Annotated in this window: 18 protein-coding genes; 3 read left to right on the top strand and 15 right to left on the bottom strand. The window is 39.8% G+C overall.

Annotated features, from left to right (window positions below):
- Positions 1-74: 74 nt before the first annotated feature.
- Together KGF86_RS02480 and gltB are read right to left on the bottom strand one after the other, a co-directional pair.
- On the bottom strand, positions 75-1,559 hold the full coding sequence (locus tag KGF86_RS02480; RefSeq protein ID WP_211741072.1) for a glutamate synthase subunit beta: 1,485 nt from the start codon (positions 1,557-1,559) through the stop codon (positions 75-77).
- 16 nt (positions 1,560-1,575) lie between these two features.
- Positions 1,576-6,210: a glutamate synthase large subunit gene (gltB, locus tag KGF86_RS02475; protein ID WP_211741071.1), complete on the bottom strand. Its 4,635-nt coding sequence runs from the start codon at positions 6,208-6,210 to the stop codon at positions 1,576-1,578.
- A 227-nt stretch (positions 6,211-6,437) separates the two neighbouring features.
- On the opposite strand from gltB, the gene KGF86_RS02470 reads away from it, so the two are divergent.
- A complete protein-coding gene (locus KGF86_RS02470) occupies positions 6,438-7,460 on the top strand; it encodes an LLM class flavin-dependent oxidoreductase (protein ID WP_211741070.1) in 1,023 nt (340 codons plus the stop codon).
- A 202-nt stretch (positions 7,461-7,662) separates the two neighbouring features.
- On the opposite strand, the gene KGF86_RS02465 is transcribed toward KGF86_RS02470, so the two are convergent.
- The 11 genes from KGF86_RS02465 to KGF86_RS02415 all read right to left on the bottom strand — a co-directional run bounded on the left by KGF86_RS02465 (position 7,663) and on the right by KGF86_RS02415 (position 17,924).
- A complete protein-coding gene (locus tag KGF86_RS02465) occupies positions 7,663-8,298 on the bottom strand; it encodes a pentapeptide repeat-containing protein (RefSeq protein WP_211741069.1) in 636 nt (211 codons plus the stop codon).
- A gap of 129 nt (positions 8,299-8,427) precedes the next feature.
- Positions 8,428-9,213 (bottom strand): ion transporter, encoded by a 786-nt coding sequence (locus KGF86_RS02460; RefSeq protein ID WP_186868158.1) that lies wholly within the window; start codon positions 9,211-9,213, stop codon positions 8,428-8,430.
- A gap of 236 nt (positions 9,214-9,449) precedes the next feature.
- Positions 9,450-10,055, bottom strand: a complete 606-nt coding sequence (gene wrbA / locus KGF86_RS02455) for an NAD(P)H:quinone oxidoreductase (RefSeq protein ID WP_186868157.1) — start codon at positions 10,053-10,055, stop codon at positions 9,450-9,452.
- 48 nt (positions 10,056-10,103) lie between these two features.
- Positions 10,104-11,138 carry a C45 family autoproteolytic acyltransferase/hydrolase gene (locus tag KGF86_RS02450; protein WP_211741068.1) on the bottom strand — a complete coding sequence of 345 codons (1,035 nt, stop codon included), beginning with the start codon at positions 11,136-11,138 and terminating at the stop codon, positions 10,104-10,106.
- The gene (locus tag KGF86_RS02445) at positions 11,139-11,897 is read right to left on the bottom strand and encodes a helix-turn-helix domain-containing protein (protein ID WP_186868155.1); all 759 of its coding nucleotides are present in this window, start codon (positions 11,895-11,897) and stop codon (positions 11,139-11,141) included.
- 218 nt (positions 11,898-12,115) lie between these two features.
- Positions 12,116-13,030, bottom strand: coding sequence for a pseudouridine-5'-phosphate glycosidase (locus tag KGF86_RS02440; protein WP_211741067.1), 915 nt, complete (start codon positions 13,028-13,030; stop codon positions 12,116-12,118).
- A complete protein-coding gene (locus KGF86_RS02435) occupies positions 13,027-14,136 on the bottom strand; it encodes a carbohydrate kinase (protein WP_211741066.1) in 1,110 nt (369 codons plus the stop codon). Before KGF86_RS02435 ends, KGF86_RS02440 begins: the two co-directional genes overlap by 4 nt.
- 196 nt (positions 14,137-14,332) lie before the next feature.
- Complete coding sequence (locus KGF86_RS02430; protein WP_211741065.1) at positions 14,333-14,935, bottom strand: response regulator transcription factor; 603 nt, start codon at positions 14,933-14,935, stop codon at positions 14,333-14,335.
- Positions 14,932-16,065: a sensor histidine kinase gene (locus tag KGF86_RS02425; protein ID WP_211741064.1), complete on the bottom strand. Its 1,134-nt coding sequence runs from the start codon at positions 16,063-16,065 to the stop codon at positions 14,932-14,934. The genes KGF86_RS02430 and KGF86_RS02425 overlap by 4 nt, the downstream gene beginning before the upstream one ends.
- A gap of 96 nt (positions 16,066-16,161) precedes the next feature.
- Positions 16,162-17,214, bottom strand: a complete 1,053-nt coding sequence (desA, locus tag KGF86_RS02420) for a Delta(5) desaturase DesA (protein ID WP_211741063.1) — start codon at positions 17,212-17,214, stop codon at positions 16,162-16,164.
- Between the two features lie 197 nt (positions 17,215-17,411).
- Positions 17,412-17,924 carry a DUF3231 family protein gene (locus KGF86_RS02415; protein WP_211741062.1) on the bottom strand — a complete coding sequence of 171 codons (513 nt, stop codon included), beginning with the start codon at positions 17,922-17,924 and terminating at the stop codon, positions 17,412-17,414.
- Positions 17,925-18,117: 193 nt separating this feature from the next.
- Here KGF86_RS02415 and KGF86_RS02410 point away from each other — a divergent pair, with 193 nt between their 5' ends.
- On the top strand, positions 18,118-18,744 hold the full coding sequence (locus KGF86_RS02410) for an NUDIX domain-containing protein (protein ID WP_186868149.1): 627 nt from the start codon (positions 18,118-18,120) through the stop codon (positions 18,742-18,744).
- A 457-nt stretch (positions 18,745-19,201) separates the two neighbouring features.
- Here the strand turns inward: KGF86_RS02410 and KGF86_RS02405 are convergent, their stop codons facing one another.
- Positions 19,202-21,133 carry an ATP-dependent DNA helicase gene (locus KGF86_RS02405; protein ID WP_211741061.1) on the bottom strand — a complete coding sequence of 644 codons (1,932 nt, stop codon included), beginning with the start codon at positions 21,131-21,133 and terminating at the stop codon, positions 19,202-19,204.
- Positions 21,134-21,295: 162 nt separating this feature from the next.
- Here KGF86_RS02405 and KGF86_RS02400 point away from each other — a divergent pair, with 162 nt between their 5' ends.
- Positions 21,296-22,735 (top strand): potassium/proton antiporter, encoded by a 1,440-nt coding sequence (locus tag KGF86_RS02400; RefSeq protein WP_186868147.1) that lies wholly within the window; start codon positions 21,296-21,298, stop codon positions 22,733-22,735.
- A 198-nt stretch (positions 22,736-22,933) separates the two neighbouring features.
- On the opposite strand, the gene scpC is transcribed toward KGF86_RS02400, so the two are convergent.
- Positions 22,934-24,451 carry a succinyl-CoA:acetate CoA-transferase ScpC gene (gene scpC / locus KGF86_RS02395; RefSeq protein ID WP_211741060.1) on the bottom strand — a complete coding sequence of 506 codons (1,518 nt, stop codon included), beginning with the start codon at positions 24,449-24,451 and terminating at the stop codon, positions 22,934-22,936.
- Positions 24,452-24,517: the final 66 nt, after the last annotated feature.

Here is a 24,517-nt window from a genome sequence, read left to right as displayed (position 1 = left end):
AATCATACTTGATATAGTGACCGGAATCAAATTAAATTTCCCTTTTAGTATCTAGCTTTTACAGCCTTTTTATATTAAGGTAAGTCCGTTTCTCCCATGAGATAGCGATCACATTCCCGTGCAACCTCTCTTCCTTCATGGATAGCCCATACAATTAGACTCTGACCCCTTCGCATATCCCCTGCAGAAAAGACACCTTCTACATTCGTTTGATAGTCTCCATACGTTGCTTTCACTGTAGTATTGGGATTACGTTCAAGATTTAATTGATCGAGTAAGCCCTGTTCTGGGCCAGTAAATCCGATGGCAATTAATACTAAATCGGCAGGCCATATTTGCTCGGTTCCTTTTATTTCTTCACGGATTCTCTGGCCGTTTTCTATTTTGTTACGCACATTAATCGTATGAACTTCTTTAATATGTCCGGTTTCATCTCCTACAAATTTCGTTGTCATGACAGCAAATGCACGTGGGTCCCTTCCCAATTTACCTGCCGCTTCCTTATGACCATATTCAACCCGGTGGATAATAGGGTATTGTGGCCATGGATTGGAAGCAGCATCACGCTCTGTGCCTTTCTTTTCATAAATATCAAATTGGGTTAGTGATTTGCAATTATGACGTACGGCAGTCGCCAAACAATCCGTCCCCGTATCACCTCCACCGATGACAATAACATTCTTATCTTTTGCGGAGATATAGTTATTGTCTTCTAGCCCTGAGTCCAGTAGGCTCTTCGTATTCTGATGGAGAAAGTCCATTGCATAGTGAATTCCCTTTAGATTATTTCCTTCTACTGGCATAGTTCGATGCACCGTTGCACCAGTAGCTAGAATGATCGCATCATATTCGGACCTGAGCTTTTCTACTGGGATGTCCTTGCCAACTTCTGTATTCGTAATAAAGTGAACCCCTTCTTGTTCTAAAATGTCTACTCTTCTTTTCACCACCTGATAGGAAAGCTTCATCTCTGGAATTCCATATGTTAATAGCCCACCAATACGATCCTCTCTCTCAAAGACCGTAACCTCATGTCCTGCTTGGTTCAATTGTGCCGCTGCAGCTAAGCCAGCTGGCCCGGAGCCGACTACCGCTACCCGTCTTCCGGTTCTTTTTTCGGGGGGATTTGCTGTTATCCAGCCCTCTTCAAAACCTTTTTCTACAATTGCCCGTTCAATAGATCTGATGGCTACTGGTGGCTCATTAATGCCGAGAACACATGCCCCCTCACATGGAGCAGGGCATGCAATTCCCGTAAATTCCGGAAAATTATTTTTAGCATGGGCACGATGAAGCGCCTCTTGCCATTTTCCTTCATAAACGAGATGATTCCATTCCGGTATTAAATGATTTAATGGGCACCCCGTTGTAACCCCATTAATTTCCATGCCAACATGACAAGTTGGAACACCACACCCCATGCAACGGGCACCTTGTATCTGTATATCCTGGGCTGTAAATGAAGCTGTATAGTCTCTCCAATCCTTAATTCTTTCCGTTGGCCCTCTTTCGGGTTGTGTTTGTCGTTCATACTGCATAAAACCGGTATGATTTCCCATAAAATCCTCCTTTCGATTAAAAGCTAGGAAGCATTTCAGATTTCTTTCGATGATTACCTATTATTTGCTTTTCCTTATGATGGTCACGTTGCCCATGGATCTCTTGAAAGGCTTGCATTTCTGCCTCATTCTTATTTAACCCAAGCGTCATTAATGCCTTTATCCGCTCTTGTATTTTGGCATATGCCTTAGGGATAACACGGAGAAATTTTGCAGAATTGGTTTCCCAGTATGCTAAAATTCGTTCCGCATATATACTATTGGTATAGTGAACATGTTTTTCGATTAAGCTGTATAGCTCATCGACTTCGGACAAATCCTCGAGACCTTGAATATGAAGCCTATCTGGATTTACTCGTTCACGGAATCTTCCATCTACATCATAAATATAGGCAACACCACCAGACATCCCAGCAGCAAAGTTCTTCCCTGTTAGACCTAAAACAACAACTCTTCCTCCGGTCATATATTCACATCCATGGTCACCAACACCTTCTACGACGATATTGGCTCCACTATTGCGCACTGCGAAACGCTCTCCAGCGATCCCCCGTATGAAGGCTTCACCAGAGGTTGCCCCATAAAAGGCAACATTACCAACAATAATGTTTTCCTCCGGTTGGAAGGTCACAACAGGGTCTGGATGAACAATAATTTTCCCTCCAGAAAGTCCCTTTCCGACAAAGTCATTGGCATCTCCAATTAATCGTAAGGTGATCCCCTTTGGAATGAACGCGCCAAAGCTCTGACCAGCAGAACCACTAAAGTTCAATTTAATCGTGTCTTCCGGCAAACCTAATTCGCCATATCTTTTCGAAATCTCGCTACCTAATAATGTCCCTGTTGCTCGGTGAATATTCCGAATAGCGGTTGTAAATTCTACTTGCTTTCCTTCTTTAAATGCACGTTTACAATTAGGGATCAGTTCCTGATAATCCAACGTAGAAGTAATCCCGTGGTCCTGCTCGATTTGTTTATAACGTGCTATCATACCAGAAGCTGGCTTCGGCTGAAAGAGTAGACTTGCCAAGTCAATCTTCTTCGCCTTCCAATGTTCAATCTCGTCGTTAACCTCTAATACATCTGTACAGCCAACCATTTCCTCTATCGTTCTAAAACCTAACGCTGCCATGATCTCTCGTGTTTCCATAGCAATAAAGCGCATGAAATTAACGACATGCTCCGGCTTTCCGGAAAACTTTCTACGTAGCTCCGGATTTTGTGTGGCGATTCCAACTGGACAAGTGTCTAAATGACAAACTCGCATCATTACGCACCCTAACGCTACTAACGGTGCAGTCGAGAAGCCAAACTCCTCTGCCCCTAGTAAGGCAGCAATAACAACATCTCTTCCTGTCATCAGCTTTCCATCTGCTTCCACTGCAACACGGTCACGTAGCCCATTTAACAGTAAAGTTTGATGGACTTCAGCTAAGCCTATTTCCCAAGGTAGCCCCGCATGCTTTAAGCTCGTGTATGGTGCAGCACCCGTACCACCATCATAGCCACTAATTAGAATGTGATCTGCGCGCCCCTTCGCTACTCCTGCTGCAATGGTCCCAACACCGACAGCAGAAACTAATTTCACGCTAATTCGTGCATTCGGATTCGTATTCTTTAAGTTAAAAATTAATTCTGCTAAGTCTTCAATTGAATAGATATCATGATGTGGTGGTGGTGATATGAGCTCAACACCTGGTGTTGAGTTCCGTACCTCGGCAACCCATGGATATACTTTGTTTCCTGGGAGATGTCCTCCCTCACCCGGCTTGGCACCTTGTGCTACTTTTATCTGAATCTCCTCTGCATGGACTAAATAATTACTTGTAACCCCGAACCTACCAGAGGCCACCTGTTTAATAGCACTTTTACGCAAATCACCATTAGCATCGGTTTGATTTCGATCAACAGATTCTCCACCTTCACCAGAGTTACTTCTTCCTCCAAGACGGTTCATAGCAATAGCCAATGACTCATGCGCTTCCTTACTTAATGCCCCAAAAGACATGGCACCTGTTCGAAAACGGGCACATATTTCATCCACAGATTCCACTTCATCAATCGGAATTGGCTTGCGTTTTTTAAATTGTAATAACCCTCTTAATGATTGTAAGTTCTCCTTTTCATTCGTAATCATGCTAGAATAAGTTTTGAATAATTCGTAATCCCCTGAACGTACGGCATGTTGTAAAGTATAGATTGTTTTCGGATTATATTGATGATCCTCGCCATTCGAACGATATTGATAATCATCACCGTCCTCCAAAGCAAGCGTAGTTCCACGTTTCGGCTTATACGCCTTTTTATGGCGCATGAGAACTTCCTGTTGTATTATTTCTAGTCCAATACCACCGATACGAGAAGATGTACCTGTGAAGTATTGTTCTATCACCTGATTGGCGATTCCAACAGCCTCAAATATCTGTGCCCCAAGGTAACTTTGAATCGTAGAAATTCCCATTTTAGATAAAACTTTGACAATCCCATCTGTTATAGCATGAATATATTGATTGATAGCTTCTTCTACGGATTTAGCATTAATTTCATCGTTCTGCAAAAGGGCTTCGATTGTATCAAAGGCGAGATACGGTGTGATCCCCTCTGCTCCATAGCCAATTAGGGTTGCAAAATGGTGAACCTCTCTCGGTTCCCCTGACTCTACAATTATGCTGACTTGTGTACGTAATCCTAAGCGAATCAAGTGGTGGTGTAGCCCACTTACTGCAAGTAAAGATGGAATCGCAGCTTTTGACTCGGAAAGCCCATGATCAGAAAGGATAATAAACGTTGCCCCTTGTTCTATTGCTTGAACCGCTTGTTCGAGCATATTATGCAATGCTTGTTCCATTTCATTGTGTATGCCAAATAAGGTAGAAATCGTCTTTGAACGGTAGCCGTGCATTCTATTATGGCGTAGCTTCTCTAGTTGTTGTTTCGTTAGGAGCGGTGTATTTAATCGAATTTTTTTGCAGCTATCTGCATTGGGAGCCACGATATTCCCCACAGGACCAATCGTGGTCGTTGTCATCGTGATCATTTTTTCCCGTATCGCGTCAATTGGAGGATTGGTTACCTGGGCAAATAATTGCTTAAAATAGTCAAATAAAAGCCTCGGCTTCTTCGATAAGACAGCTAATGGAGCATCATATCCCATAGACCCAATTGGATCCTTTCCACCTGATACTAATGGTTTCATAATTTTCTCTAATTCCTCACGGGTATAACCAAAGGCAACTTGATTTTCCAACAATTTCTTGCCTCGATAGGTTGGTTGAGATGTAGCTGTATTGGGAATAGTATCGATATCCTCCAGCTCCATCAACCATTCCTTATACGGCTTTTCTGTAGCAACTTGTAGTTTTATCGTTTCATCTGGTATGATTATTCCCTTTTCTAAATCGACTAGAAGCATCTTTCCAGGCTCTAGACGTTTCTTATACAAAATATCATCAGCGAATATATCGAGGGCACCTACTTCTGAGCCAAGAACAATCATCCCATTCTTCGTTACATAATAGCGAGCAGGCCGTAAGCCATTTCGATCGAGTGTGGCTCCAACCTGAACCCCGTCCGTGTATACAATGGCACTCGGTCCATCCCACGGCTCCATAAATGTACTATGAAACTCGTAAAAATCTCTTTTCTCCTCTGTCATATGAGGATTATTTGCCCAAGGCTCGGGTATCATCATCATGGCAGCATGTGCTAATGAATAGCCTGATAGGTGTAAGAATTCAAACGTATTATCAAATATCGAAGAATCACTTCCATCTGCATCGATGATCGGTAGTATTTTTTCTAAATCCTCCGCTTCAAAAAAACTAGATGTACATAATCTCTCTCGTGCTTTCATCCAATTGACATTTCCACGTATCGTATTAAATTCACCATTATGGATTGTATACCGGTTTGGATGTGCTCGATTCCAACTCGGGAATGTGTTGGTGCTGAAACGGGAATGTACTAATGCCAATGCGGATTTAAATTCAGGGTGGTTTAAATCAATGTAGAAGGAGTCTAATTGTTCTGGAATTAACATCCCTTTATATACGATGGTTCTAGATGATAGGCTGGATATGTAAGTGTCGTAATAAGCGGGATTCTGATTCATGACATGCTCAATGCGTTTTCGGATTATATAAAGCTTTCGTTCAAAGCTTTTACTATCTGTAATATCTGGAGATTTTTGGATAAAACCTTGTCTAATTGTTGGTTTTGTTTTAGCGGCAAGCGACCCGATAAAGGAATCATTCAGTGGAACTGGTCTCCACCCAAGGAAGGTCTGTCCTTCTTCTTCTACGATCGACTCAATAATTCGCTTACATTCTACCCTAGTTTCTAATTCATTAGGTAGAAAAATCATCGCAATGGCATATTCCCCTGCTCGGGGTAATCGTACACCTTCTTTTGCGCATTGCTTCTGAAAGAACCGATCTGGTATCTGCGTTAAAATCCCTGCACCGTCACCAGTGCTTATATCAGCAGATTGTCCTCCCCTATGCTCCATATTACAAAGCATATTAATCGCGTTTTGAACAATACTATGTGTTCGATTTCCATTTATATTCGCAATCATACCTATACCACATGCTTCATGTTCAAAAACTGGGTTATATAAACCCTGTGCTCTAGGGTAGTTACGTTTCGTCATAACCTTGCTCCTTTCTGGATAACCTTTTTTTCACAATCAAACAGTAATTCATATTATAGCACAATTCCAGTTAATACACAATATTCAGAAAGTTATATTTATGCAAACCTTTTTATATCAATGGTTGTAAACGTTAACATAGTAACACGTTAGTTTTCAAGCGTTAAATTGGACTATAGCCTTTAATATATTTATTATTGCTTACGAAGAGCGCATAAAAGGAGTGAATGAATTTGATATCAAATCATGCAAAAACTTTTCATCATATACCACTTTCTGTTTTAGATCTTGCACCCATTACAGAAGGAAGTAATGCTAGTGAGTCCTTTAAAAATAGTGTAGAATTAGCACAGCATGCAGAAAAATGGGGGTTTAATCGTTATTGGCTAGCCGAACATCATAATATGCCTGGTATTGCTAGCTCTGCTACTTCTGTTGTCATTGGCCATATTGCTGGGGCAACTAAGCACATTCGTGTCGGAGCAGGGGGAGTCATGCTTCCAAATCATGCGACACTAGTAATCGCTGAACAATTTGGGACATTGGAAGCCTTATACCCTGGAAGAATTGATCTCGGCCTAGGAAGAGCACCTGGTAGTGACCAAGCAACTGCCTATGCATTACGGAGAACCTTAAATGCGAGTGTAGAGGATTTTCCTATGCAAGTTAATGAATTGCAGGATTACTTCTCTGATGAGCCAGTTTCACGAGTGAAAGCCATACCTGGCCAAGGTGCGAACGTTCCGCTTTGGTTACTTGGGTCTAGTGGTTTTAGTGCACAACTTGCGGCACACAAAGGATTACCTTTCTCCTTTGCTAGTCATTTTGCACCTGCATATTTATTCCAAGCACTAAAGTTATATCGCGATAACTTCCAGCCATCTAAGGTACTGGAAAAGCCATATGTTATGCTAGGTATAAATGTAATAGCTGCAGATACAGATGAAAAGGCTCAGTTTATTGCCACATCTCAACAGCAACAATTCTTAAATCTACGTCGTGGTAATCCCGGAAAACTGCAGCCACCAGTGAAGAATCTGGAAGATCTGTATTCACCAGGAGAAATTGCAGCAGTTTCGGAAACCCTTGATCCAAAAACAACCATTGTCGGAAGCCCTGACACCGTACGAAAAGGAATAGAGAGCTTTATCGAAGAAACACAAGCCGATGAATTAATCATCGGATCGCAAATTTTCCATCTTGAGGACCGTCTACGCTCCTTTGAGATTGTCGGGAATTTGATGAAGTGAATGAAGGTAGTGAGAAAAGAAGAAAGGTAACGGATTAAGCTTCACCGTTACCTTTTTTCGCTTTCCTTCCTCATTTAGGGCACAGAGAGGCGCTCTCTATTACCTTTTTCGGCTTTCTTTCCTCATTTAGGGCACAGAGAGCGTTCTGTGTTCTTTTTTCTTCCTAAGGATTTATCTTGTTGATAGCTTCGCGTTCCAATATCTATTCCTTAATCTCTAAACCTAATAGTCTCACAAAGCCAAGAGCTTGTTCGGTGGAGACTTTACAGCCTTGCATACTTTCTAATGAGACTTGTAATCTTTCAAATTTACAAGTGGATAGGTCGACACCTTTTAGCCTAGTATTGGAAAAATTCGCATCTTCAATATCGGAATACTGTAAGTCGACCTTTTCAAATTTACATTCGTAAAAATCGCTATTTTTCATTGTACAATCGAGAAAACGTACTTGTTTTAATTTAGCGTATCCATATGCACTAAAATTTAACTGGCAGCTTTCAAAAACAACATTCCCTAGGCTTGATTCCGCCAATCCAATCCCAATTAATTTGGACTGCTTGAACTCAACCCGATGGATACTGGATTTCGTAAAATCAACATTGGAAAGATCACATTGAATAAAGAGACAATCGGTTAATTCAATATGGGAAAAATCCCCTTCCAAGGTAACATGATCAAATACAACTTGATCAAAACGCGCCCTATCGATATCCTCACTCGAAATCAAGCAATCTTTGAACATGCAATTATCATAATATCCATCTTCCGAAGGCTGAAAAGCTGTGATTGGTAAATCTGCTGGTAATTTTGGCCGATTAATTTTCATTTCTTGCCCCATCATATCCTCCTTTATTACGAAACTATCATTAGTAAAATTCGTTTTTTTACACAATCGAGAAAGACTTTATACTTTCCTATCTTCTCAAAAAAATCTCCCTCTTATGTGATCACATAGAGGGACTTTTAGTTAGTTTTTCTTGTTTAGAAGTTCTTTAATCTCCGCTAGCTCTTTCTGTACTTCAGCAAGCTTAATATCAGTTGGAGAAGGGCTTTCTTCACGATTTGCCTCTTCGACATTATTGACAATAACACCAATAAATAAATTTACAATAACAAACGAGCCAATCATAATGAATGTAACAAAATACCACCATGAGGAAGGATCCTCCGCTAGTATTGGCCTCATGACACCACTTGCCCAGGATTCCAGTGTAATGACCTGGAAAAGGGAGAGCAGAGAGTCATGCAACGTTCCAAAATACTCAGGTGCAATTTCGTTGAATAACATCGTACCAATAACGCCATAAATATAAAAGAATATACTTAATAACAATACAATCGTACCCATAGAAGGGATGGTTAAAATTAATGCATTAACCATTTTTCGGAGCGAAGGTATAACAGACACTGCACGAAGCACCCTTAGTACTCGGATAATACGAAGTACTGTTACATAATGACTACCAACTAGGACATGACCTAATGTCACAATAACAAAATCAAATATGTTCCATGGATCCTTTAAAAATCCCTTTATCGATTTCCTTCCGATTAGACGGATAATAATTTCGATTGTAAATATCCATAATAACAGCTTGTCACCTAAATAGATCCAATCGTGGTATTTGCTCGCTATACCTGCGTAAGTCTCTAACCCTACTAATATAGCATTTATCATAATTAATACAATTATCGTATTCGTGAAAACAGGATGTTCTGAAATTCTAGCACATGCTTTTCTTAATGGATTCATTTGTAGACGCTCCTCCTCTCATAACATTTTACGGAACACAGGCAATTCTGTCATCTATTAATTGTTAGGAATCATTATTTATGAATCAATTGCTGGTAGAAAATAAAAAAGCCAACACATTCGCTCATAGCTAATGTATTAGCTTTTTCTACTACTAGCGAGAAAGAATTTATTTTCCTATCTACAAAAAAGATGGTATAAAGCTATTAAGCTCTATACCACCTTTCTCAAACTTTTCAGCTGCCTGCTACCTTTTGAGCAATTTCTAGTGTTCGTTTCACTTGATGTTTGACTGCACCTTGAACATCTTCCACCATTTTTCCATCTTGACCCTGAGATACACTGGTTCCATACGGATTGCCACCTGCTTGAAATAGTACCTGGTCGGTATATCCAGGAGGTACGATGATTGCACCCCAATGCATCATCGATGTATATAGTGCCAGGATGGTTGCTTCATGACCGCCGTGAGGGTTTTGTGCTGATGTCATTGCACTAACTACTTTATTTACCGTTTTCCCAGACGCCCAAAGACCACCTTGTGTATCAATGAATTGCTTCATTTGAGACGGAACATTACCAAAGCGAGTTGGCGCGCTAAAGATAATCGCATCGGCCCATTCAATGTCATCACTAGTTGCTTCTGGTACATCCTTTGTTGCTTCGTAATGTTCCTTCCATGCAGGGTTAGATGCAATAGCTGCTTCTGGTGCAAGCTCTGGTACTTTTACCACTTTCACCTCAGCACCTGCTTCTTTTCCCGCTTCTTCTGCCCATTTTGCAAGCTGATAGTTAATACCTGTAGAACTGTAATAAATCACCGCTAGTTTTACCATATTCATTCTCCTTTTCATCATCGTTACGCTTGTATTATTTACCAATTGATTCATTTAATCATGACTAGTATGATTTTGTTGATAATCTATTTCGCCTAGTAGCGTCTTTCCTACATTTAACCTACCACTAAGCCATTTCGCTAAGGAAAATCTAGTTGGTTTAGCATTTCCGCCTATTCCAACTATAACCTCTAATTTTTCAGGCATGTAAACTACGGTGTGTAACGTACCAAAGAAATGATGATAGTCTTTGTAAAAGAGTGGAGAATCTTCGTTGTTAAACCTTCGAAACGCTTCTTCTGGTGATAGGGGTTCAGCTTTAAATCCTTGGAGGATATGCTGACGGTGTACAGAGGATGCAATATAGGACCTGTTTTTGCCGGTTAATTGTTCTGTATTGAAGTGGTTCGTACACATTAAATCGGATGGATATTGTACCAATTGTTCATTTGGCGTAGCCTCTATTAGACAATTCTTTCCAGAACGATCGGTCAATGAATAGTTATAACAATAGCCATGTGGAAGCTTCGTTATAAAGTCTGCTGCTTCTATCACGTTTTTACAATGCTCTAAAACTAGTCGGACAATGGTTGTCGCGATAAAACCAATACCGGTATGGCGTTCGTTTACTAAGTGTAATCCAACAACTAGCCCATGCTCATTCATTCCATCTAGTCTACCGACCATTTGTTGGCTAAACCCGATACTTGCATAGCCCTTTTCTGGCTTATGGAAAACCAAACGGCCGTCATATAGTTCTGGGGTAAAATCATAATTGCGAACATAGTAGCTCCCCTGTGAGAAGGCTGTACATCCCATGGAGGGTAATGATAGATTGTATCCACTGTACATTCGTAATATCGTATAAAAATCCAGCTCTAACCCAGCTGCTAGGCCCTGCAACTCTTCTAAAAAACTTGAAAAATCCCGCTTTAATAAAGTATAGATTTCTTCTGCGTCTGTCTTAGAAGAAGTAGCCTGAAGCTCATCAAACCGATGACCGAATTCTATATGCTCTGCCTGTAAACGGCCAATTTCATAATTGGTCCCCTCTAATTCCACTACATGTACAAATAGTTTCTTTCTCATTTATTCTCCCCCTAATTTCATTACTGGTATCATCATCGTGACTTGCTTTAAGTTATCTCCGTGATACTTTTCCATCAAGGAGCCAGTAGAAATATAACCATTGTCACTAACATATTTCATAAGACTACGATAAACACTACCAATGTTGGAAAAGTCTCCTTGAAAGGTTGTCGCTACACATAGAGCTTCATTGATCATTTCTTCTTTTTCAAATAAGGTACTGCTCGAAATGTCACTGGAATTATCGATTCCAAAGCCTATCCATGCTTTTACCGTTTCCGTTCCAGACGCATATTGTAAGTAAGAATTTCGAACCGCCACATTATACTTATTTAGCTCTTCTATTCCCCTTAATAACGCTGCTCCGAATTCCCCCTGATGACCTTCAGCCAAAAACCAGACCACTCTCTCCCGTTTTCGTTCATATAAAAAGAATTCCTTTATGGAACTGTTACTCTCTAAGAACTTAATTTGCACATCCAGTAATGCTTTTTGCTGGTTTAATAGACGAATCCATGATTGTTTCATTTGCTCCTGAGCAGGCTCAGTGGCTAAGAGATATGTTTGAATGTCACTTATCGGCACATTTGCTAAGCGCAAACTTACAATTAATCTAGCAAGGTCTATTTGTTCTTCTTGATATACCCGATAACCGTTCCCTTCCTTTCTATTGGGCATCAGTAAGCCCTTTTCTTCATAGAAACGTAGCGTGCTTTTCGGTATTCCACTTCTTTTGGAAAATTCTTGTATAGATAGCATCTCATTCCCTCCTACATTTAAGATAAACCTTAAAGTAACTTGAAGGTCAAGGGGAAGGTGAGTAAAAACAGCATGGGCTTATCCACGTTAAAAAACCCGAATGACTCTACAATATCACACTAACATATCCTTAACTTTTCATGAGAGGATATGTCAGTATAACGTTGTGCTTCATTCGGGTCTCTATCTTATCGTTATGTCTGCACTACTTCCATAGATTAGACTAGTGAATTTAGCTCTACGGCTAATTTCGCACCTAATACTGCATTATTTTTAACAAGTGCAATATTAGAATCTAAACTCTTTCCGCCTGTAATTTCTTTAATCTTTCCAAGTAGGAATGGAGTTGTGTCCTTTCCAGTTATCCCTTTTTCATCTGCTTCCTTTACGGCTGAAGCAATGGCATGATTAATTACTTCTTCAGGCATTGCATGCTCTTCCGGGATTGGGTTAGCAATAACTGCTCCACCTTGAAGCTTTAAATCCCATTTTGATTTTAATGTCTTCGCCATGACATCTACGTTCTCCGCTGAGAAGTTTACCGGATATTCGCTTGTTCTCGTATAAAATGCTGGTAAAACTTCTGTCTGGTAACCGATTACTGGAACCCCTTTTGTTTCTAGGTATTCCATTGTTAGTCCTAAATCGAGAATGGATTTAGCTCCAGCACATACTACTGCTACATTCGTTTGTGCAAGCTCTTCTAAATCTGCTGAAATATCCATTGTCGTTTCTGCTCCTCGGTGTACACCACCAATACCTCCCGTAACAAATATATTAATATCAGCAAGCTCTGCACAAATCATCGTAGCAGCTACTGTAGTTGCTCCTAATTGCTTCGTAGCTAAAATATATGGAAGGTCACGACGGGAAACCTTCGCAACACCTTGACTATTGCCAAATTGCTCTAATTCCTCATCTGTTAAACCTATTTTAATTTTCCCATCAATCAATGCTATCGTAGCAGGTACAGCACCATTGTCACGAATGATTTGTTCTACTTCACGAGCTGTTTGCACGTTTTGTGGATATGGCATCCCATGAGAGATGATAGTTGATTCCAATGCAACTACCGGTTTTCCTTGTTCCTTCGCTTGTTTTACTTCTGCTGATAGTTCTACATAATGTTTCATTCTACTTCCTCCATATCTAATTTAAGTTGTTGAGGTGTTAAATCTTGTCTTACGGTATAGTTGGTCTGGATTGTTTTACAAGAATTAACGGCAGCTGCCTTCGCAATAGTAGGAAGACTTTCCCCTTCCAGCCATGCATAGATTACCCCTGCAGAAAAAGCATCTCCTGCCCCTGTAACATCATGGACATTCGCCACATCTATTGCTGGCATATGATGAATTCCTTCTTCTAAATTCCCGATTAGCGCTCCTTCTTTCCCATTGGTTACCACAATATTTTCAATTCCTAATTGCAACCATTTATGAGCTGCTTCTTGCCAGTCTGCCTTAGTCTTAATAGCGATATTGAAAAAGGCCTCGGTTTCATCACAGTTCGTAATTAACCAGGTTAGTCCTTGTAAGTCTTTCGGTAGTCTGTCCATCTTCGGGGCAGATACCGCAATAAATACTAGTGGAATATTTCTACTTAAGGCAAACTGTTTGATAGAAGCTAACGTATCCATAGGCAAGTTCAAATCAACTACGAAACATCTTGCCAGGGAGAACTTAGAAAGCTTTGGTTGTAGTACTTCCGGTGTAATGGAATCATAAATATCCATATCAGCTAAAGCCAATACTAACTCACCCGATTGATCAATCACAGCTGAATAAGACCCTGTCGCTTCTTTTACTAATGGAATTGTATGGGTTAGGCTCATATAGCTAGAGGAAGCCTCTTCAATAAAATGCCATTCCGCGTCAATTCCGTTGGCCGTGAGTAGCGATACATTTTTCCCTAACCGTCCTAAATTCTCTGCGACATTTCTAGCCACTCCACCTGCACTTTGTACGGACCTAATAGGATTAGAAGTCCCATGCTGAAGCTTACCCTTTATGTAAAATTTCCGGTCAACATTCGCGCCACCTATGCAGACAATTTGTTTGTCGTCCCCTACAATATAGGCTTTGCCATGAATATAACCTTTTTTCACTAGACCTGAAATAAGGTTCGCAACGGAAGGTCTGGATAGATTCATCTCCTTTGCCAGTTCCTGCTGTGAAATAAAAGGGTTTTTCTTAATTAAATTAAAGACTTTTTGTTCATTTTCATTAAGTGAGAAATTCATATTACGCCACCCAACCAAACTTTTGTTTATATTATAAACTTATGTTTATAATGTTAGTATGTTTATTTGATAAAGTCAATTGTTTTATGTAAGAAAAATATGCATTAAAAAGGCTTTAGCTTCTCTTTTCGATGAAGAACCTGTATAAAAGACCTCGCTTCCTACAGAAGCGAGGTCTAACAAACAAGCATGATGATTATTTAAACCAACCCTTTTCCTTAAAACGTGAGATAGCTTCGATTCGATTGCTAGCCTCCAATTTATCTAGGATTATCGATACATAATTCCGCACTGTGCCCTTAGTAAGGTATAGCTGGTTTGCTATTTCTTCTGTATTCTTTCCTTCCGCAATCAAATGAATAACCTGCTCTTCCCGATCGGAAAGTGGGTTTTGCTCTTTATTGAACGCTATATCGATTAATTCAGGTGCATAGATTTTTCTTCCTTCCATAATAATGCGGATTGAATTTGCCAATTCTTCACTTGGACTGTCTTTTAATAGATATCCACTTACATTAGCATCCCTTGCACGTTCAAAATAACCTGCTCTAGCAAATGTTGTTAATATAATGATTTTACATGCCTCATTCTTTAATTCTTCCGCTACATCTAAGCCACTCTTTAAAGGCATTTCAATGTCCATTATACAAATATCCGGTTGATGGAGCTTAACCATTTCTAAGGCTTCGATTCCATCTTGGGCTTTTCCGACAACCTCCATATCATCCTCTAAATCTAGCAATGAACCAAGTGCTCCGAGTAGCATCCGTTGGTCCTCTGCAATCACAATTCGAATCATGACAACCTCTCCTCCGGCAATGGTTGAACAATATTTGGAACGCTTATCGAAAGTAGGGTACCATTCCCACTTTCCATATGTAAAATTCCGTTAACAAAGTCTAAACGTTCTCTCATACCACGTAGCCCATTCCCTTTTTTATCTGTAATTTCTCCGATTCCAACACCATCATCTTGTACTTGGATACAGATCTCACTAGGTGTTTGCTGAATGACAATTCGACAGGATGTAGCCTTGCTATGCTTTACGATATTGGTTACAGCTTCCTTTAGACACATACTGAGTACACCTTCTACAAATAACGGCGTACGCTCAAGCTTCGGGTTACCTTCTAACACGTATTCCATTTCCGCAGCCTCTAGAACCTGTTGAACATGAATTACTTCATCCTCTAATCTTGTCGTACGCATATCGGAAACCATTTCCCGTACTTCTTTTAATGCTGTTCTTGCTGTTTGATGAATATCAAGAATCTCTTTTTGGACCTTTTCCGGATGCTTTTGAAGCAATCTTGCAGCTAAATCACTTTTCAATCCAATTAAAGAAAGCTTTTGTCCCAATGTATCATGTAAATCCCGAGCGATCCGTTGCCTTTCTTCTAAAATCATTAATTGGGAGATTCGATTATTGGCATCCTCTAATTGGTCCTCCAGCTTTTCTTTGTTTATACGGTAGAATATATTAACAGGAATAAGTATTACGCCAATAACACTAATTACAATGAATGGTAATTGAGAAAAGAAGATTTGGCTTTGCGTAAAGAAACCAAGAATAGTTGCAGAAATAGTGGTAACTAAATTAACGACATATAATGTGATAAACCCTGCCTTATTTTGGATATTCCCCATATAGAAGGCAAGAAAAAGAGAAAAATATACAAATCCAAAGTAAATCGTCATTCCAATGCTAATTGCTATTTCTATTCCAACAGACAAATAAACCGTCCAGCCTTTTTTGATAAACGATAATCGATATGTGGTAAAAAACAATACAACCATCAAAATGCCAACTAAAATTTCGATTGGCGTAAAGTAACGAATAATGAAATAGAAGGGTAAAATACAAAATACAATCCACAAATAAATGCTAAGTCCTGTATTCTTGTAGATAATTTGATACCATTTTTGCATCTGTTTTTCCCTCCTAAGTTCTATTTCTCCTGAGTATAGCAGATAACCAGTCACACAAAAACCCTTTCATCGATAATAAAAGGGCTTTTGAATTCACTATTTATCTTCTATACTAGCTCTTCTCGTTGATAACTGCAGGTCGTTCTTTTGCGCTTTCACTTGATCCTTTATTTCCTTAAAACTGACAAAGGTTTTACTAGCTTCATCATACAATCGGAAATGAATCGATTTTAAGCTTGTTGCTAAAGTGATTGTTGTCGCCTTTTGCAATGGTGGTGTGGATTCATGTGCCTTTTCTAGGTTATAATTTGGCACTCTTGGGCTTAAGTGGTGTACATGATGATACCCAATACTACCTGTTAACCATTCGATAATCTTAGGAAGCTTGTAATAAGAGCTCCCATCAACAGCAGCCTTCACATAATCCCATTCCTCTTCATTCTCAAAGTAGGAATCCTCGAACTGATGTTGAACATAAAACAACCAAATGCCTGCCGCACCTGCAATAAATAAAATAGGGACTTGAATAATTAAAAATGCCTGCCAGCCTATCGCCCAAATCAAAAGGGCATAAATAGCTGCAATGAATAAATTGATTAAATACGTATTGAACCGCTCTTTTCGCTTTGCCCCTTTACGATTAAATCGATTCGAGATTAAAAATAAATAAAGAGGACCTAGCCCGAACATGACGATTGGATTTCGGTAAAGACGATAAACTATCCTTTTCCATGTAGAGGCTTCTACATACTCATCAACCGTCATTACCCAGACATCACCGATTCCGCGTTTGTCTAAATTGCTGCTTGTTGCATGATGGATAGAATGACTCCATTTCCACTTTTCAAATGCAAAATGGGTGATAATTCCCGTAATCGTACCAACAATTCGATTGGCCTTTTTATTTTTGAAAAAGGACATATGGGTACAGTCATGGAAAATAATAAACGTTCGCACAACAAAACCTGCAGCGATAATGGATAGAGCTATCGTTAACCAAATCGATATGGAAAGGCTTTGATAGGCGAGAAACCAAAGGAGAATAAACGGAATGATTGTATTCAAGATCTGAATAATACTGGCTTTAGTGTTTGACTTTGCATATGGTGTTACACTTTTTCTTAATTGTGCCTGCTTTTCTTTACTCATCTTGTTCCCCCTATTTCATTCATATATTATCTTTAATAATAATCGGAGAGGTTGTCCGTTTTAAGTCACATTCGTCAGTTTCTTCATATGACAAATGTCATATTGAGAGCCCGCGATCTGTTTTGTAAAACGCTCAGAGTATCGGACTACATGATAAAAGGTGATGATTTTCATCACCACCATAAAAAATTTCTCTATTATTTTTCATCCACATTAGATAGGTGTAACGGTGGCGGGACAAGCCATCCTTTATCTTTATTCAAACGAAGAATCTTTGTACCTAAAGCTGCCTTTTGATTATGAATCGTACCGAATAGTGTTGCAATATCCTCACGAACTGATTGTCCAATCATTTCACTAGCCGCTATTAACCCTGCAGCAACATCAGCTGACATTTTAGCAGCAATTTCGTTATCCATAAAACGTGCACCAGTTGGAATGGACTCCAAGTCCGCATTTGGACGTTCAGGTGGGGTAGGCGGTAAACCAATTCCATTATTTTTTAGCAGCATTTCAATATCGGACACTTCCTGTTTTCCGAGATCAATGGCTTCTTGTATTAATTTCTTTAAATCTTCGTCCCCTGCGTGATTTAGCAAGGTTTGGTACGCTGCAATCATAGCTTTTCCAGCAGCAACAGCTGTCCAAGCTCCAAATACCTCACCATAATGCATCGGTTCATCTTGTGGATTTCCACTTAGGATTCCCATTGCCATCCTCCTTATAAAGTTCATTCATTGTGCCACCTTTCTAATTCGCACATCCTTAGATTGTCTATTTCTAAGAAAATAAAACATAAATTATTTACTTTCTTTTACACTTTAACCCCTTTATGGAAAATGAATAATATTGGTTTACATAGTATAATGAATATAATAACAACCACGTACTGGAGGGGGAATCGTGAACATCGAAACGATTTTGAAGCATTTAGCTACTAGGGAACCCGGTATTATGGGCAGGGAGAATTTTAAGCAATCCGCTGTTCTCATTCCACTTGTTGAAATAGAAGGTGAAGCACATATCTTATTTGAGGTCCGATCTATGCAATTAAGGAGACAACCCGGGGATATTTGCTTTCCTGGCGGGAGGATGGACCCAGAAGACGCATCCCCGATGGACTGTGCAATAAGAGAAACTACTGAAGAGCTAGGAATCCACTATGATCAAATAACGGATGTGACCCCAATTGATTATGTCGTAGCGGATATGGGGAGAATCATCTATCCATACGTGGGAAGAATTACGAACATAAACCAAATCGCACCGAATGAGTCTGAAGTTGGCGAAGTATTCTATGTTCCAATCTCATACCTCAAACAAACAAAACCGGAATCGTATAAAGTTAACGTAGAAGTGATTCCAGAAGAAAACTTCCCCTTTGATCTAATCGTAGGTGGCGAAAAATACAACTGGCAGACACGGCATTTTGAAGAATTATTTTATCGTTATCAAGATAAAGTAATTTGGGGACTAACAGCAAAGATACTAAATCATTTTTTATATGTAGCGGACTGTCGTGAAGAATAATGTTTGTGGCTTTAGGTGGACGACTTGACGGTGAGGACTTTAGGGGTGAAACTCTGGATAAGAGTGCAGAGTGAGCTATTCTGTTCGATTATTGCGCTGGGATGCGGGCCTCTGTTACCATTTCTTGCGCGTAGCCTTGAAAAGGGGAACAGAGTTCGCTCCTCTGTACCTTTTTCATACTGGGGCCTCCCTTTAAGGGCATTGACAACCTCCCTCTGTTACCTTTCCATACTGTGGTCTCCCATTATGGGCACTGATAACTCTCCTCTGCTACCTTTTCACGCTTACATCTCCCATTATGAGCATTGATCACTCCCCTCTGTTACCTTTTCATGCTAGCTTTCCCATAAAAGGCACTAATTACCCTCCCCTATAACCTCAACGGACAAGAATCCCTGAATAATGTCATGGTAAAAACCCCCATGCCAAGGCCGGGGGGTCTAATGTGATGACTATTTTAATCCCAGGTTATCGTAACTGGGGCAATTTCATCGATTACTTCTTTATAGGTATCTCGTTCTTCTTTTCTCATCCATAGGTGAACTATTCCATAATCGGTGCTTGTTCGAATTAGTCGGCCAATTCCTTGGCGTAATCGCAATAGCATATAAGGTGCATCTACTTCTCGTTCTGGGTCGATTGCATGTTTCCGTTTTGCTTTAAACACTGGATCTTTTGGCGGGAATGGTAAGGAAGCGATAATAACCTGTGTTAATGCCTCGCCCGGAATATCTAAGCCTTCCCATAAATGATACGCACATAGCACGGATTCTGGATTTTCTTGGAATCTTCGTACGGTCTCACTTATTTCTTGATCGCCTTCGAAATAAATAGGTTGCACCCATGATTTCTGGTTCGACCATATGCGGAAATCATCCATTTCTTCTACGGTTGAAAATAAGAGAAGTGTACTTCCATTATTTTGCTCCATTTGCTTTTGTATAGTGAGCCATTTATCTTCTTTTGTATTCTCCATATAGGCATTCATCTTCATTTGCTGTTCATAATCAAATGGTGAATCAACAGAAAACGAATCATACGTATCTATTCCTAAACTGTTTGCCAGATAGGAGAAATCTCCACCTTGAGAAAGGGTGGCAGATGAAAAGACAAATGGAATGCCCTTGGAAAATACTTCCTTTTTCAACACATCTTCTACCAATCTAGGCATCATGACTAATGTTGTCGTATCACGTGTTTCTTCCAACCAGAAGATACCCTCATCTTCTTTTAAGAAAATGGATAAACCATAATGATAGAACTCCAAGTATTCTTCAATAATCTTTAGATGGTAGCCATCTATCGTAAACATCTCCGAATCAAATACTAGCTGATCGAGAAGTTTTTCCACTTTTTCAAATAAGCTAGAAGCGATAGCTAGCATACGATCTGATAATTCAATTTCTTTCCGGTTAGAGCCTACTACATCTATTGCCACACTACCTAGCAGATCAAACCAATCCTCATGTAAGGTTAGGATATCTTCAATCAAATAAAGCGATTCCTCACGAACGTCCTGGCCCATGTATCCTGTAAGAACATTATGTAATGTTTCCGAATGAAAACGATACGTTAATCCCTTTTGCGCAGCAAATTCTAATAGATGTCCTTCGTCAAAGATAACCGCACTTGCCTCTGGTAGTAATGGAATCTGACCTTCACGCTTACGAGATTCCTTCGTCCAAACATGCTCCATATAAAAATCATGGGAACAGATGATTAAATCCTTGGCATGACGATAATATTCCCTGTTTAATGTTTGCCCACTGCGATGTCTTAGTTCACAGGTAGAACATTGCTGCAGAGGATCCCATGCAATTTTCTCCCATGTTTCATCCGAAACCCACGGATATTCTTTCCTGTCTCCATATCGTTCAAAAATCTTCTTAGCAGAACTATAATCATAAACAAAGTCCGGAATTTCATCATGTACTCTTATGATATCCTCGTTATCTGTAATTTCCGCAACCCGGTCCAGCTTTCGTGCACAAACATAATTCTCTCTCGCCTTAGCAAGCCTGACATCAACTTCAATCCCAAGTGCCTTTTCTAGTTTCTCTATATCTCCACCTTGTTTGACAAGCTGTTCAATAAGAGTTTCATCAGCACAGGAGATAATTGCTGGCTTGCCTATATAACGTGCATAGCATATTGCATAAATCAAATAAACAAACGTCTTTCCTGTACCAACTCCTGCCTCCGCAAAGATTGTTCGTTTATTCTTAAAAGCTTGCTCCAATTGAAAAGCCATATAGATTTGTTCATCACGTAATTCGTATCCTTGTTCCGGTAAAATATCATAGAAAACATCTCCAACATAATCACCTAGTCGGTCAAAGAAGTTTTCCGTCTTCGATACGGTAAATGGTAAGGCATTTATTTTCGTCATTGTTTATTCCCTCTTTACGATTTATCATGAATCATATTGTACCATGTAGTAGAGAAGTATTCGTATTTAAAAGATTTTCCATCAAAAAAGTTGCTTACATTTTGTTTTTTAGCAATTTTAGTTTATCATTAAGATAGTATCTTTTTGCATCGGAGGAATCATATGAACCTAAGCATAGAAACACTAATTTTTCTATTTTCCGCTATGTTAATCATCGGTGTTCTAGCCACCAAATTCTCTTCTCGACTCGGTCTACCTGCACTTATTCTGTTTTTATTAGCCGGAATGCTTATGAATGGCTATATTTATTTTGATGATGTTAAATTAACCCAATTAATTGGAATTATGGCATTAATCGTCATCCTATTTGATGGTGGTACGCAAACCAAGTGGACCAGCATCAGACCAATTATTGGACCAGCTGGTGTTTTAGCAACGCTAGGCGTGCTATTAACAACGGTTATTACTGGTTTAGCCGCTATGTATATCTTTAACCTCTCGTTATTAGAAGGGATGCTCTTTGGAGCAATTGTTGGTTCCACAGATGCCGCTGCAGTATTCTCCGTATTAGGAAACACGAATTTCAAAAAGCGACTCACTGCTACACTAGAAGCAGAATCAGGGTCAAATGATCCAATGGCAGTATTTTTAACAGTAGCACTAATTGAATTGATTCAATCACCAGATGCTTCTATTTGGATGGCGATTGGTAGCTTCTTCCTTCAAATGGGATTAGGATTATTGCTCGGTTTACTCTTTGGTAAAATAACAGTTGCTATCATCAATAATATTAAATTAGATACATCGGGACTCTATCCTGTTCTAGCAATGGGTGCTGCAATCTTCACCTATGCCTTCACCGATTTTGTAGGTGGAAGTGGACTACTAGCGGTTTATGTCATGGCTGTATTTGTGGGCAATAGTGATCTAACCTATCGCTTTACCATTACCCGCTTTAATGAAGGTTTCGCCTGGATGATGCAGATTGTAATGTTCATCCTACTAGGTCTATTAGTTTTCCCAAGCCATCTTGTCGATGTCATCTGGCAAGGAATTCTATTAGCGATAATCTTAATGTTTATTGCCCGTCCTGTTGCGATCTTTATCAGTATGATGTTCATGAAATATAATCTAAAAGAAAAAGTTTTTATATCATGGGCAGGGTTAAAGGGAGCCGTACCGATTGTTCTTGGTACCTACCCAATTATTGCTGGGGTAGAAAATAGTGAATTGATTTTCAATGCGGTGTTCTTCGTTGTCTTCTTCTCCGCTCTCGTCCAAGGGGGATCTTTACCTTGGCTCGCTAAAAAGCTAGGACTGGATAATGACCAAGATGAAACAGCACCAAGTATTGAATTAATCAATCTTGGAACGACAGAGTCTGAGATAATGAAAATGACGATTGTAAAAGGAAGTCCTGCCAATGGGCTCTCCCTTAATACGCTGGATTTACCTAAGGATACATTAATTATTGGTGTAACCCGGAACAACAAGCTCATCACACCGACAGGAGAAACGGTAATTCAAAAAGGTGACACCGTGTATGTATTAAGTGATAAAGAGAGTAGACCAAAAGCAAAAGAAGCATTAGTAGGAAAGTAGTAATGAACAGCATGTAATAGTCTAGAATAAATTTAAAAACCGATTAGCTCCCTCCCCAGAAAGCTAATCGGTTTTTTCGTTCTATATAAAACAAAACCCTTTTATCGTCAGTAATCAAGCTGCCCCAAGATTACCGTTATCATGGAATTGACTATCTACTCGGTAGCCAATCCATCTGCCCCCTTTTTCTTTAAAAAGCTATTTCGTCACCGTTTCCGCCTCTAGCATGGAACCATATTTCGCAAAATTTCCATGCCATGAAAATGCCTTTTCCAGCACATGTGGGGTCTGCCCACCCCGTTCTAGTGCTTCCTCGTAATATTTCCACAGCTGCGGTCGGTATGTTGGATGTGCACAATTTTCGATGATCAAAGGTACTCGCTCACGTGGTGCAAGCCCACGTAAATCTGCATAACCTTGCTCTGTTACTACCACATCCACATCATGTTCGGTATGGTCCACGTGAGATACAAATGGAACGATACTGGAAATAGCTCCGCCTTTTGCTATAGATTTAGTAACAAAGATAGCTAGCCTTGCATTACGAGCAAAGTCACCAGAGCCACCAATTCCATTCATCATCCTTGTACCGGACACATGTGTCGAGTTCACATTTCCATAAATATCAAACTCTAACGCCGTATTAATCGAAATTAGTCCGAGACGTCTAATAATTTCAGGATGATTGGAAATCTCCTGTGGACGCATGATTAACTTATCACGGTATTTCTCAAAATTACGATAGACTTGATTCATCTTTTCCTCTGATAATGTAATAGAGCAGCAAGATGCCACATCCACTTTTCCTGCATCCATTAAATCGAATACCGCATCCTGTAATACTTCCGAGTACACTTCTAAGTTTGTAAACTCGGATTCTATCATGCCATGTAATACAGCATTGGCGACTGAACCTATCCCCGATTGCAATGGTGCTAGTTTTTCAGTTAACCGGCCTTTAGCAATCTCTTTACGAAGAAAATCTAGTAAGTGATTAGCCATGATTTGTGTTTCTTCATCTGGTGGTACTATCGTCGATGGGGAATCTACTTGATTGGTAAAGACGATCCCTTTAATCTTACTTTCGTCTACAGGTATTCCTAGTGTTCCAATTCGATCATTTGCCTTGGTTAATGGAATTGGATCACGTTCCCCTTGTTTACCCGGGCTATATACATCATGTAGACCCTCTAACAATTCAGATTGCGCCAGATTTATCTCCACAATAATGGATTCTGCATTTTCAGCAAAAGCCACCGAATTACCGATAGAAGTTGTCGGAATGAGCATGCCATCTTCCGTAATGGAAATCGCTTCTAAAATCGCATAATCAACTCGTTCCACCACATTTGCTCGAAGTAATTCTGCTGTATGTGATAAATGATGATCAACAAACAAATGCTCCCCAGCATTTATCTTCTTCCTCATGGTTGGATCTGCCTGGAAAGGTAGACGCTTATGAATAATGCCAACCTCGGCAAACATCTTATCTACATCAGACCCAAGTGAAGCCCCAGTAAATACATTAACCTTAAACTTCTCTCCCGCTTCAGCACGTTTCACTAGTGCCATTGGTACTGCTTTTACATCCCCAGCACGAGTAAATCCACTTAACCCTAATGTCATACCATCCTGTATCCAGGATGCCGCTTCTTCTGCAGAGACTACACGGTCAAGTAAGCGAGGATTCTTTATTCGATTTTGAAAAACTTCCATAGCCAACCCCCATAAAAGCGTTTTCAATTAGTTTAACGCATCAAATTCTGAATTTGGGGAATTTTG

Origin of the sequence: Ornithinibacillus massiliensis (assembly GCF_018310345.1) — a bacterium.
Taxonomy (GTDB): domain Bacteria; phylum Bacillota; class Bacilli; order Bacillales; family Amphibacillaceae; genus Ornithinibacillus; species Ornithinibacillus massiliensis.
This window is presented reverse-complemented; position numbering and strand designations above follow the sequence as displayed.

What these genes read in the sequence shown, in the direction of transcription:
- KGF86_RS02480 (WP_211741072.1), bottom strand. Translation starts at nt 1,559, where the DNA reads ATGGGAAATCATACCGGTTTTATGCAGTATGAACGACAAACACAACCC.
- gltB (WP_211741071.1), bottom strand. Translation starts at nt 6,210, where the DNA reads ATGACGAAACGTAACTACCCTAGAGCACAGGGTTTATATAACCCAGTT.
- KGF86_RS02405 (WP_211741061.1), bottom strand. Translation starts at nt 21,133, where the DNA reads ATGACGAAAATAAATGCCTTACCATTTACCGTATCGAAGACGGAAAAC.
- KGF86_RS02440 (WP_211741067.1), bottom strand. Translation starts at nt 13,030, where the DNA reads ATGAAACATTATGTAGAACTATCAGCAGAAGTAAAACAAGCGAAGGAA.
- KGF86_RS02435 (WP_211741066.1), bottom strand. Translation starts at nt 14,136, where the DNA reads ATGAATTTCTCACTTAATGAAAATGAACAAAAAGTCTTTAATTTAATT.
- KGF86_RS02460 (WP_186868158.1), bottom strand. Translation starts at nt 9,213, where the DNA reads ATGAATCCATTAAGAAAAGCATGTGCTAGAATTTCAGAACATCCTGTT.
- KGF86_RS02470 (WP_211741070.1), top strand. Translation starts at nt 6,438, where the DNA reads ATGAATTTGATATCAAATCATGCAAAAACTTTTCATCATATACCACTT.
- KGF86_RS02465 (WP_211741069.1), bottom strand. Translation starts at nt 8,298, where the DNA reads ATGGGGCAAGAAATGAAAATTAATCGGCCAAAATTACCAGCAGATTTA.
- KGF86_RS02415 (WP_211741062.1), bottom strand. Translation starts at nt 17,924, where the DNA reads ATGGGAATCCTAAGTGGAAATCCACAAGATGAACCGATGCATTATGGT.
- desA (WP_211741063.1), bottom strand. Translation starts at nt 17,214, where the DNA reads ATGAGTAAAGAAAAGCAGGCACAATTAAGAAAAAGTGTAACACCATAT.
- KGF86_RS02430 (WP_211741065.1), bottom strand. Translation starts at nt 14,935, where the DNA reads ATGATTCGAATTGTGATTGCAGAGGACCAACGGATGCTACTCGGAGCA.
- KGF86_RS02425 (WP_211741064.1), bottom strand. Translation starts at nt 16,065, where the DNA reads ATGCAAAAATGGTATCAAATTATCTACAAGAATACAGGACTTAGCATT.
- scpC (WP_211741060.1), bottom strand. Translation starts at nt 24,451, where the DNA reads ATGGAAGTTTTTCAAAATCGAATAAAGAATCCTCGCTTACTTGACCGT.
- KGF86_RS02445 (WP_186868155.1), bottom strand. Translation starts at nt 11,897, where the DNA reads ATGCTATCTATACAAGAATTTTCCAAAAGAAGTGGAATACCGAAAAGC.
- KGF86_RS02450 (WP_211741068.1), bottom strand. Translation starts at nt 11,138, where the DNA reads ATGAGAAAGAAACTATTTGTACATGTAGTGGAATTAGAGGGGACCAAT.
- KGF86_RS02400 (WP_186868147.1), top strand. Translation starts at nt 21,296, where the DNA reads ATGAACCTAAGCATAGAAACACTAATTTTTCTATTTTCCGCTATGTTA.
- wrbA (WP_186868157.1), bottom strand. Translation starts at nt 10,055, where the DNA reads ATGAATATGGTAAAACTAGCGGTGATTTATTACAGTTCTACAGGTATT.